The organism is Alteromonas sp. AO-Serp, assembly GCF_017849675.1.
GTDB classification, from domain to species: Bacteria; Pseudomonadota; Gammaproteobacteria; order Enterobacterales; family Alteromonadaceae; genus Alteromonas; species Alteromonas macleodii.
The window spans coordinates 42,722-53,321 of record NZ_JAFLMX010000018.1 but is presented as its reverse complement, the minus strand read 5'-3'; the positions used below and the strand labels follow the sequence as shown (position 1 = coordinate 53,321).

Sequence of the window (10,600 nt, the reverse complement as noted above, 5' to 3'; positions counted from 1 at the left end):
GCATCGTCGTGACGAAGCTTGCGGGGTAGGGTTTCCCAATATGATTTAAGCTCTACAGCGCCTTGCTTACTGGCAATTTCCGCAAACTTACCTTTGGCAATACGCTGGCTCCATGCGGTGTAATCCGCTTTGGGCAAAGCTTTACGCCAACCTGACAAATTCTCCTGAAGTACTTGCCACTTACCTAACTTGGCAAAAATTTGCGCTTTCAACTGCACAACCTGCTTGTTCTCGCGCTCTTGCTCGTCAAGCTCGTTAAGTTTCTCTAATGCCGCATCGTATTTTTCTTCAGCCATATCAATACGTGCGTGCATGACCATTGCGGATACTTTTGCTTTTGGAAAATCAGTTGCCTGAACAAGGAAATAACGGGCTTTGGCTAAATCGTTATTGGCAAAAGCAATTTGCGCTGACGCCAAATAGTTAACGCCTTCGAAATCGCCGTTGGTGGTTTTGCTTAGCGCCTTTTGAGCTGTATCAAAATCACCTGCAGCCATTGCGTGTAAGCCGTCGTAAAACGCACGCTTACGTTTGCGCTCACCTAAGGTGCCGAACCATTTATGTGAACCTGTGATCAAGCTTAACGCCCACAATACCAATCGAGATAGTACGTACCAGGCAATGACGGCACCTATCACTAAAATACAAAAGCTAATCACCGTCATTTCAACAGCGGTGTTACCCAGTGATATTAGTACGTAGCCCTTATCGCCTAACAACATCGGGCCAACAATGAGTGCAACAACAAATGCGGCTAATACCGCAAGGGCAATAGCTAACCATTTCATAGTGCACTTGCTCCTTGTCCGAACACTTGCTTAACGCGGCTATCCAGTAAACGCTCTAGCGGTTTTTGTGACGCTAGCTCTGTAGGTATTGGGCGCGATACATCGGTAGCAATGAGGTTTTGTAGTGCATCTACAAAACCCGTTACCTGGCTTTTTTCTGTGTCGAACTTTTCAATAATTAACGTTTGAGCGTATTGAAGCGACTGGCTGTAAAGCCCTGCATCGCCCTGAAGTGCGGCGGTTTGCGCGTGCATAAGCTGCAGACGAAGCTGCTCTTTTGCTAGGAACTGGGCTTCTAGTGAAAGCACTGGTTCAACAGGGCCTTCAATGGTTTTTATGGTAAGAAAATCGTTCACCAGTGAACGCCACACCTTCGCAAGGTTCTCCTGCCAGTCGTCAGCTGACTCCGATAAGGTCGTGTCTTCTGCATTAGCGTCTTGTGGTTTTTCAAAGGTATCAAGTGGTAGCTTATCTATTTGCGCTATCATGCCTGTAAGCGCAAGGGCTACGGAACTTTGTGATACAGGGTTAAGCTGTTGTAAGGTTTGAATATCTTCAGCAAGGTTTGCGCGAACCGGAAGTACCGATGGGTCGGCCAACGACTTTAAGCGTTTATCTGCGTTAACTAGCAGCAAAATTGCTGTGCGTACGTCGTTTTCTAACCAAAGCTTTCTGCCTGCCATGCGAACTAAGTAATCAGCTTCAGCAATGAGCCAGTCTGCCGGGCGGCGACCTTCCATATTATTTAGTTGTTCAAGGGTCGATTCAGCTTGCAGCGTCAGCTTTTCGTTTTGCGCTTTTAACTCGGCTACCGTGCTTTCTAACGTTTGGTTGGTGCGAGCTACTTTGTCGATAGAGGCAACAAGACCAGCGCGCTCACGCTCAATAGTGTTTAGCTGAGAGGTCGTCGTTTGAAGTGCAGATTTAGAGTCCTTGCTTGCCGACTGTTGCTGCATGTAATACCAGTAACCTGCGCCAGCCATACCAAGCACAATAAGGAAAAGGATGATTACAACAAACCACAGTAGACCATTTCCCGACGATTTCTTTTTAGCAGCACCCGATGGTGTTGATTCACTGTGCGTGGCAGAAGATTCGATAACGTCTTTTTCAGCTTCCACTTTCACGAGTTCCTCTTTTTGTGGGCTACTTTCATTGTTGTTGGCCATTCAATACTCCCAGTTATCCTTTACCCAGGCGATGAGTGCCTGATCGGTGGCTCGCTGACAAACCGCTACCTCTTTAATGCCTTGGCTAGTGAGGGTTTTGGCAATTCGATCGCTCACTGTTAACCATTTAATAGATTTAAGTGCTTGGCCAAATTGCGCAATTAGTTGCAGTGCCATTGCTTCGCTTGTAGCGATAATGCCGCTAACTTCGCCCATTTTCCACCGTTTTGTGTAAATTGGGCTTGTAAGTTGCTCTCTTTTATAAACGCAAAAGCTATTCACTAAAATACCTTTTTCGTCTAATCCTGTGGCTATGGCGTCGCGCCCACCTTCACCCTTAATGATAACGACATGCTGACAGTTTGCCTCATTAAGTTGGTGCATTGCCAGTATACCTTCGGATGTATGGGCTTCGGGAATAGCAACCTGCGCCGATGAAAACGCCTGAAGTCCCGCTTGTAATTTTCGTGCAGTGGCATCGCCCACAGCTATGATCAATGGTGATTCGTTAGCCGTTTCGCGTAAGCCTTCAATAACGGTGTCTACAGCATATACGCTGGTAACAACAATTGCGTTTACTGCATTTGACGCTAAAAATTCTGCAGCAGCTTTTCTTTCAGACGAAATATCAATGATGTTAGACGTGGCAACGCCTACCGCGTCAATTCCGGCTTTTTCAAAGGCAGAAGCGCTTGCTTTTAACTTTGGCAGTGGGCGTGTAAACAGCAACATACTATCGAATTTTCATCCTTTTATTTTACTGCGTAAACCTGCACGCATTCGACAAACTATAACTTAGTTATAAAGCGCCTTTAAGATTTCACCGGCACCTTGCTCAAGAAGGGATTCCGCTACTTCAACACCAATATCTGCGGCTTTTTCTCGCGACGCTGTAGCAGAAGCAAAGAGCAGTTCTGAACCATCTGGCTTACCAACCATACCGGTTAGTGTCAGCACATCGCCATCAAGCGTGGCAAAGCTACCAATAGGTACTTGGCAGCCGCCTTCCAATCTCTCGTTCATGGCGCGTTCCGCAGTAACGCGTGTATTAGTGTCTGTATGGTTCAGCGCCTGTAGCAACTTAATTAGCTCTTCATCGTCGTTACGGCACTCAATACCTACGGCACCTTGTCCAACGGCGGGTAGTGAAATATCAGCGGGTAACGGCATGCGAATACGAGATTCCATTTCAAGGCGAATAAGGCCAGCAGAAGCTAAGATAATGGCGTCGTACTCACCTGCGTCTAGCTTGGCTAGACGAGTATTCACGTTTCCGCGCAGGTCCTTGATGATAAGGTCAGGGCGATACTTGCGAATTTGGCACTGTCTGCGAAGGCTAGACGTACCTACTACTGCGCCCTGGGGCAGGGCATCTAAACTGTCGTGATTACTTGAAACAAAGGCGTCGAACGGGTTTTCTCGCTCACAAATAGCGTGAAGGCCAAAACCTTCAGGAAATTCGACCGGTACGTCTTTCATAGAGTGCACGGCTATATCGGCACGGCCTTCAAGCATGGCAATTTCAAGCTCTTTTATGAAAAGTCCTTTACCACCAATTTTCGCCAGAGGTGTATCTAAAATTTTGTCGCCCTGCGTGCTCATAGGCACAAGCTCAACGGTCATTGACCGATAATGCTCCAACAATTTTGCCTTCACATACTCTGCTTGCCAAAGCGCTAAAGCACTTTTTCTAGTAGCAATTCGAACGGTGCGGGTAGTGTTGAGGTGACTCATGGCTATTCCAAACTATATAAAAAGAAACTAAAACGATGTATCACATAACGTCATACGATATACCCCGTAGTATACGCATTTTCTGTATTAATGTTTGAAATTAGGCGCAGTTTTCTCCTTGGTTATTATTGAACATTCAGTCTATGCTGAAAGGAATAATGGTTAATTAGTTTTAAATGCGGAGATAAGTCTTTTTATGGACAGTTCGTCGTTGCGTCAATTACTTAGAAGTGCTCAGCAAGATGAAGCGGAAGCCAAACGAAGGCGCTTAACGCTATATTTCATATCTTATGTTGGTGGCACCATTATGGCGTTTATGGCGTGGATCAACATGGGTACAAACAATCCATTGCTCGTTGGAACGCTGGCGGGGTCAGCTGCTTTTGTGTACGCCAATGTGGCGTTATCCCATATGTTCCCTCGCGTCGATGTCTTCTATTATTTAGCAGGCTTAGTGGTAGCATTCACCATAAACGGCTTGGTTTATACCGGCGGGCTCAATAACACTGGGCTTTATTTTATTTTTCCCCTGCTTTTTATTCAGATAGTTGTTGTGCGTTTCAAGCCCGCCATGGTTTACGTAGCAGTAACCATGGGTATCGCTATTTTTATGCTCTACAATCAAGAAAAAATAGTGGCTGAGTACCCAGCAGAACATGTTTCCCGTTTCCTAATCGCCACGTTCTGTTTCATTTGCGTCGCCTTTATAGGTGAAAATTTCTGGCATCAAAGTAGAAAAGAAATGCTGCGTGAAAATCTAGAGCGCATGCGGCAGGCTAATACCGATCCGCTTACAAAACTTCCTAACCGGCGATTCCTTGAAGCTGTTTTTTTTGAACGCGCAATGCAAGATCCCGGTGCTCATTTCCCTTTAAGTGCGGTGGTGGTAGATATTGACCATTTCAAAACAATCAACGATACCTATGGCCACGATATTGGTGACGAAGTGCTTATACACATCACTCGCCTAATGAAAGAAGCAGTAAGAACTACTGACGTGGTGGCAAGAACCGGTGGTGAAGAGTTTTTGGTTCTATTCCCTCATGCAACGTTGAGCCAAGCGGTAAAATTAGCGGAAAAAATGAGGAAGGTGATTGAAGCTAATCCGTTTGTAGAGGGTGATGTTAATCACTCCATAACCGCAAGCTTTGGTGTAGCCACAGCGCTTACTGATACAAACTTGCACGCTTGTTTGAAGCAGGCCGATGACAATCTTTACAAAGCTAAAAATGCGGGGCGCAACAGAGTCGTCGAATAGTTATTGGAATAAACGCGAAATAAAGAAGAGACGGAAGGCGCAACTTTGCAATCGATAGACGTGTACCCACTTACGCTAAGAATAAAGCTGGCTTTTGTTGCTTCACCAGCTTTCTCTTTTGTTCAAATACTAGGGCCTGTTGAGCTTTATTATATGAACGTAATTTGCAGCAAGGGCCAACAGGCTCTTAAGGCATTACCCTAGAACTTTTTGAAGCCACGCACTAATGTCGTTAAGCTCTTGCATACAAACATTGTGCTGCATAGTGTAAGTCTGCCACGTGGCATTAAAGCCACTTTCGCTCAGCGTTTTAAACGCAGCATTGCCCATAAATACCGGCACTACTTCGTCTTGCTCACCATGTGCCATCATAATTGGCGTTTCGCGGTTTGTGTCTTTTGCTTCGCTTCCAAGAAGTGATGGCTCGCACATGTAGGTAGATAGAGCGATAACACCTGCAAATTTATTGGCATATCTAGGTGCTAAGTGCAGAGCAATAACACCGCCCTGAGAAAATCCTGCAAGTACAATACGTTCACTAGGAATGCCACTTTCAATTTGTGCTTCGATAAGCGCTTCTACCTGAGCAGCCGACTCTTTTACACCTTCTAAGTCCGCACGGCTTTCAAAATCTAACGATTTAATATCGTACCAAGCGCGCATTCTCATGCCGCCATTGATAGTCACAGGGCGTTCTGGAGCGTGAGGAAAGATAAATTTAACTGCCATTGATTCGGGCAGTTTTAGCTCGGGCACAATAGGCGCAAAACCATGGCCTGAATCGCCAAGACCGTGAAGCCAGATAACGCAGGCATCAGGCGTAGTGGATGGGTTTATCTCTACGCACGGCAGAAGTTGCTGAGTCATGCTTTATTTCCTAGTTTTGGGGTCAGAGTACATTTAGGGCCAGAAAAAGTACTCTGACCCCATTAATTTTTGCTGTGGTAACCCATCGGCATAAGCTTGATAGAGTGAACCAAGTTTTCACTATGCAATGAAAGGTACGGCACAACCGCTTAATATGCTATCATTGCCACTTGAAATCACCACATTTTGAAAGAATTTTAATACCCTATGGCTTCACTACTCGGCAACTTATTCATTCTTGCAGCTCCTTCTGGAGCAGGAAAATCAAGCCTTATAAAGGCGCTAATGGAAAAGTATGAAAGCAATACAGCTACGCCAATGCAGGTGTCTGTATCTCATACAACACGTCAACCTCGTCCGGGTGAAGTCGACGGCGTGCACTACCATTTTGTGAGCCGAGAGCAGTTTGAAGCGCTGATTGAGCAGGGTGTGTTTTTTGAATACGCAGAAGTATTTGGCAATTATTACGGCACATCCCGCGTGACAATTGAACAAACTTTGCACCGTGGCATTGACGTATTTTTAGATATCGATTGGCAGGGCGCGCGCCAAGTCAAAAAGCTTATGCCAGACACATGCGGTATTTTCATTCTTCCGCCTTCACTCGACGTGCTAGAGCAGCGTTTAAATAATCGCGGTCAAGACAGTGAAGAAGTCATTGCAGGGCGTATGGCGCAAGCCGTAGCTGAAATGTCTCATTTCAATGAGTTCGATAGCGTAATTATTAACGACGACTTTGCGACTGCGTTAAACGATTTGGAAGCCATCGTTACAGCACAGCGACTTCGCACGGCAAAACAACAAATGCGCCATCAAGTGCTATTGGACGAACTGCTCGGTAGCGCGTAAGCTTAACTTAACAATACGTGTTTTGTTTTAGCATCGAACGATCGCTGCATAAATTGCATGATCTGACTGCTTCAAATTCAAACAAAACGCTAGGATCGCGCCACGTATCTGTGTATACTACGCGGCCGTTTTTTGAATAACTTGCTCAACCTAATTTTCGGAGAAATACATGGCTCGCGTAACTGTAGAAGATGCCGTAGATAAAATTGGTAACCGCTTTGACCTAGTGCTTGTTGCTGCACGCCGTGCACGTCAAATTGCCACTGAAGGCAAAGATCCTATGGTTGACGTTCAAAACGATAAGCCAACTGTTACAGCACTTCGTGAAATTGAAGAAGGTTTGGTAACGGCTGCTACGCTTGAACAAGCAGAACTTCAAGCTCAAGAGCAGCAAGAACATGCTGAATTTGCATCAGTAGCAAACATCCTATCTGATCAATAAAACCTCTTTTTAACGGTTTTATCGGTATTTTAGCGCCAGTGCTTTGAAAAAAGCACTGGCGCTTTACTTTTGGCGTATTGGCTTCTTGCACAATTAAACGTATTCTTAGGGTTGTAACGTTAGATAAGGGTCACGCTTCACTGTGTATTTGTTTGAAGGTTTAAAGCAGAAAGTTTTAGAGTACTTACCAGCCGACCGCGTTCAGTTGGTACAAGAATCTTTTGTGCTTGCGCAAGAAGCGCATGACGGACAAATGCGTTCAAGCGGCGATCCGTACATTACTCACCCAGTTGCCGTCGCCGGTATTTTGGCTGACATGCACCTTGATCACGAAACGATCATGGCAGCACTCCTTCACGACGTTATTGAAGATACCCATTACAGCAAAGAAGACTTAGCCGAAGCTTTTGGCGATACCGTTGCTGAACTGGTAGAAGGGGTAAGTAAGCTAGATAAACTCGCGTTTAGCACTAAACAGGAAGCGCAGGCAGAAAACTTCCGCAAAATGATGATGGCCATGGTGCAAGACATCAGGGTTATTCTTATCAAGCTTGCTGATCGCACGCACAACATGCGCACGCTCGGGTCATTACGACCAGACAAGCGCCGCCGCATTGCGCTAGAAACGCTAGAAATCTACGCGCCAATTGCCCACCGCTTGGGTATTCACGACATTAAAAATGAGCTTGAAGATTTAGGTTTTCAGGCCATGTATCCTATGCGCCATCGCGCACTAAAGTCTGCTGTGCGCCAGGCCCGCGGTAATCGTAAAGAGATTATCGAAAACATTCGCGAAGAGCTGAACACTCGTTTAGACGCCTATCAAATTGAGTCGAATGTACTGGGTCGCGAAAAACACTTGTATTCCATTTACCGCAAAATGAAAAACAAAGAACTGATGTTCAATGAGGTAATGGATATTTATGCGTTTCGCATCGTTGTTCAATCGGTAGATAACTGTTATCGCGCCCTCGGTGCTATGCATGGGCTGTACAAGCCTATTGAAAACCGTTTTAAAGATTATATCGCTATCCCTCGAACCAACGGCTATCAGTCGTTGCATACGTCATTAATTGGCCCGCACGGCATTCCTGTGGAAATTCAAATTCGAACCCAGGAAATGGACCAAATGGCAGACAAAGGGGTGGCGGCGCACTGGCTTTACAAAGAACCTGGCGATAATGGCACCACAGCACAGCTTCGAGCGCGCAAGTGGATGCAAAGCCTGCTTGAGCTTCAGCAATCGGCCAGCTCATCCTTTGAATTCATCGAATCGGTAAAAACCGACCTGTTCCCTGATGAAATTTACGTATTTACACCAGACGGACGTATTATCGAGTTGCCAATGGGCGCAACCGCCGTTGACTTCGCTTATGCCGTGCATTCTGATGTGGGTAATACCTGCGTAGGTGTGCGCGTAGAGCGCAGAAACTTTAGCTTAAGTAAGCCGCTTGAAAACGGTCAAACCGTGGAAATTATTACCTCGCCGAAAGCGAAGCCTAATGCAAATTGGCTAAACTTTGTGGTGAGCGCTCGCGCGCGAACGCGTATTCGTCAGTATCTGCGTAAACAGCATTCTCAAGAAGCGGTGAACATGGGTAACCGTCTACTTCGTCATGCGTTAGGCAGCGTTAAACTAGACGATATTCCAAACGAAGATATCGAACGTGTGGTAGCCGAAACCAAGCACGCTAATTTTGACGACTTGCTAGTAGATATCGGCCTTGGTAACGAGCTAAGCGCAATTGTAGCGCGCCGTTTATTGGGTGAAAGCACAACAGACTTATCAGACAAGAAAGGTAATGTGGCTATTCGCGGCACAGAAGGCCTGCTTGTTCACTATTCTCGTTGTTGCCATCCTATTCCAGACGATGAAATTGTAGCGGTTTTAAGCCCCGGCCGCGGCATGACCATTCACCAAATTGGGTGTAACAATATTCGCAAGCTAACACGCGAAGAGCCTCAACGCGTGCTGCCCATGCAATGGGACGACAACCCGCAAGGCGAATTTAAAGCGTCATTGCGTATAGAGTTGTTTAACCATCAAGGCACACTGGCAACTTTAACGAACACCATTTCAGGGTGCGATTCCAATATCATTGGTCTGCAAACTGAAGAGAAAGAGAGTAATATCTACTTTATTGACCTTGAACTTACCACGCACAACCGTGTGCACCTGGCTCGCGTAATGAAGAAAATACGTACTATGCCGGAAGTTCAAAGAGTGTCTCGTCATAGTCAATCACGACACTAATTACTACACTATTTAGGAACTACTATGTCTAAGTCTATTATTCAGACCGATAAGGCACCTGCTGCTATTGGTACTTATAGCCAAGCGGTTAAAGCTGGCACTACCGTTTACCTTTCAGGGCAAATTCCTCTTGTTGCTGAAACTATGGAAATGGTTTCTGACGACTTTGAAGCTCAAGCTGTACAAGTTTTTGAGAACATTAAAGCGGTGTGTGACGCTGCGGGCGGTACTACAAATGACCTAGTGAAGGTGAACATCTTCCTTATCGACCTAGGTCACTTTGCAACGGTTAATGAAATTATGAGCCGTTACTTCACCAAGCCTTACCCAGCACGCGCAGCCGTTCAGGTGTCTGCATTGCCTAAAGGTGCACAAATTGAAATTGATGGTGTAATGGAACTGCCGGAGTAAGCCATGTCACCTGAGCGTTACCAGCGCATAAGACAAGTGCTGGAAAGAAGGCAAACTGATCTTACGGTTTGCCTTGAAAATGTACACAAGCCGCATAACGTATCTGCAGTAGTGAGAACCTGTGATGCAGTGGGTATTCATCGCGTTCACACCGTATGGGAAAAGAAATACCAGTTCCGTCGCGGCACCGCTATGGGCAGCCAACAATGGGTGCGTCAAACCAATCACGATAATATCAACGACGCGATGGCTGAATTAAAAGGCCAAGGTATGCAGGTGCTGGTAACCCACTTATCTGATACCGCTGTCGATTTTCGTGATATTGACTACACCAAGCCTACGGCTATTTTGTTTGGTCAGGAAAAGTATGGTGCTTCTGATGAGGCGAAAGCCATTGCCGATCAAGACATTGTTATTCCTATGATGGGCATGGTGCAGTCGTTGAACGTATCGGTGGCCGCAGCGCTAGTGCTTTATGAAGCCCAGCGCCAACGTACTATTGCAGGTATGTATAACACTCAGCAATTACCAGAAGAAGAGTGCCAAGCATTGGCCTTTCAAAATGGTTACCCGCGTTTGTATAAACTTTGCCAACGCAAAGGTTTGCCTTTGCCTGCTATTAACGCCATTGGTGAAGTGGATGCCGACGATAGCTGGTGGAAAGAAATGCAGATCACAAAAGCAGAAGCAAACGCGCTAGAGGCCGACTAGGGCCTAACCTATTGGTTGCACTTTTAGTTTTGCTCTTACTTGTATAGGGGCCAGCGTAAAAAACTGGCCTAAAGCGTACTCGCCAACCCCTCAACAATCCTTTACACTTCTTTTCCT

General features: G+C 45.9%; 11 protein-coding genes. 6 read left to right on the top strand and 5 right to left on the bottom strand.

Features of this window, described 5'->3' with window-relative positions; translation table 11 throughout:
* From QVA83_RS01735 to hemC, 4 genes are all read right to left on the bottom strand, one after another.
* Positions 1-788: heme biosynthesis HemY N-terminal domain-containing protein (locus QVA83_RS01735; protein ID WP_287498064.1), on the bottom strand; the 788-nt coding region annotated here is incomplete at its 3' end.
* On the bottom strand, positions 785-1,957 hold the full coding sequence (locus tag QVA83_RS01730) for a uroporphyrinogen-III C-methyltransferase (RefSeq protein WP_287498063.1): 1,173 nt from the start codon (positions 1,955-1,957) through the stop codon (positions 785-787). The genes QVA83_RS01735 and QVA83_RS01730, both read right to left, overlap by 4 nt.
* The gene (locus tag QVA83_RS01725; RefSeq protein ID WP_287498062.1) at positions 1,958-2,689 is read right to left on the bottom strand and encodes a uroporphyrinogen-III synthase; all 732 of its coding nucleotides are present in this window, start codon (positions 2,687-2,689) and stop codon (positions 1,958-1,960) included. It lies immediately after the preceding gene.
* Positions 2,690-2,752: 63 nt separating this feature from the next.
* On the bottom strand, positions 2,753-3,691 hold the full coding sequence (gene hemC, locus QVA83_RS01720; RefSeq protein ID WP_287498061.1) for a hydroxymethylbilane synthase: 939 nt from the start codon (positions 3,689-3,691) through the stop codon (positions 2,753-2,755).
* A gap of 196 nt (positions 3,692-3,887) precedes the next feature.
* Here hemC and QVA83_RS01715 point away from each other — a divergent pair, with 196 nt between their 5' ends.
* Entirely contained in the window at positions 3,888-4,949 is a 1,062-nt protein-coding gene (locus tag QVA83_RS01715) for a GGDEF domain-containing protein (RefSeq protein WP_014947802.1), read from the top strand.
* A 195-nt stretch (positions 4,950-5,144) separates the two neighbouring features.
* Here the strand turns inward: QVA83_RS01715 and QVA83_RS01710 are convergent, their stop codons facing one another.
* Positions 5,145-5,816: an alpha/beta hydrolase gene (locus QVA83_RS01710; RefSeq protein WP_039236744.1), complete on the bottom strand. Its 672-nt coding sequence runs from the start codon at positions 5,814-5,816 to the stop codon at positions 5,145-5,147.
* Positions 5,817-6,023: 207 nt separating this feature from the next.
* Here QVA83_RS01710 and gmk point away from each other — a divergent pair, with 207 nt between their 5' ends.
* From gmk to trmH, 5 genes are all read left to right on the top strand, one after another.
* Complete coding sequence (gene gmk / locus QVA83_RS01705; RefSeq protein WP_039236747.1) at positions 6,024-6,665, top strand: guanylate kinase; 642 nt, start codon at positions 6,024-6,026, stop codon at positions 6,663-6,665.
* Between the two features lie 169 nt (positions 6,666-6,834).
* Positions 6,835-7,107, top strand: coding sequence for a DNA-directed RNA polymerase subunit omega (gene rpoZ, locus QVA83_RS01700; RefSeq protein WP_014947805.1), 273 nt, complete (start codon positions 6,835-6,837; stop codon positions 7,105-7,107).
* A gap of 142 nt (positions 7,108-7,249) precedes the next feature.
* Positions 7,250-9,361, top strand: a complete 2,112-nt coding sequence (gene spoT, locus QVA83_RS01695) for a bifunctional GTP diphosphokinase/guanosine-3',5'-bis pyrophosphate 3'-pyrophosphohydrolase (RefSeq protein ID WP_039226917.1) — start codon at positions 7,250-7,252, stop codon at positions 9,359-9,361.
* A gap of 24 nt (positions 9,362-9,385) precedes the next feature.
* Positions 9,386-9,772 (top strand): deaminase RidA, encoded by a 387-nt coding sequence (gene ridA / locus QVA83_RS01690; RefSeq protein WP_014975316.1) that lies wholly within the window; start codon positions 9,386-9,388, stop codon positions 9,770-9,772.
* A 3-nt stretch (positions 9,773-9,775) separates the two neighbouring features.
* Entirely contained in the window at positions 9,776-10,483 is a 708-nt protein-coding gene (gene trmH, locus QVA83_RS01685; RefSeq protein WP_014947808.1) for a tRNA (guanosine(18)-2'-O)-methyltransferase TrmH, read from the top strand.
* Positions 10,484-10,600: the final 117 nt, after the last annotated feature.

What these genes read in the sequence shown, in the direction of transcription:
- rpoZ (WP_014947805.1), top strand. Translation starts at nt 6,835, where the DNA reads ATGGCTCGCGTAACTGTAGAAGATGCCGTAGATAAAATTGGTAACCGC.
- gmk (WP_039236747.1), top strand. Translation starts at nt 6,024, where the DNA reads ATGGCTTCACTACTCGGCAACTTATTCATTCTTGCAGCTCCTTCTGGA.
- ridA (WP_014975316.1), top strand. Translation starts at nt 9,386, where the DNA reads ATGTCTAAGTCTATTATTCAGACCGATAAGGCACCTGCTGCTATTGGT.
- QVA83_RS01730 (WP_287498063.1), bottom strand. Translation starts at nt 1,957, where the DNA reads ATGGCCAACAACAATGAAAGTAGCCCACAAAAAGAGGAACTCGTGAAA.
- QVA83_RS01710 (WP_039236744.1), bottom strand. Translation starts at nt 5,816, where the DNA reads ATGACTCAGCAACTTCTGCCGTGCGTAGAGATAAACCCATCCACTACG.
- QVA83_RS01725 (WP_287498062.1), bottom strand. Translation starts at nt 2,689, where the DNA reads ATGTTGCTGTTTACACGCCCACTGCCAAAGTTAAAAGCAAGCGCTTCT.
- QVA83_RS01715 (WP_014947802.1), top strand. Translation starts at nt 3,888, where the DNA reads ATGGACAGTTCGTCGTTGCGTCAATTACTTAGAAGTGCTCAGCAAGAT.
- trmH (WP_014947808.1), top strand. Translation starts at nt 9,776, where the DNA reads ATGTCACCTGAGCGTTACCAGCGCATAAGACAAGTGCTGGAAAGAAGG.
- hemC (WP_287498061.1), bottom strand. Translation starts at nt 3,691, where the DNA reads ATGAGTCACCTCAACACTACCCGCACCGTTCGAATTGCTACTAGAAAA.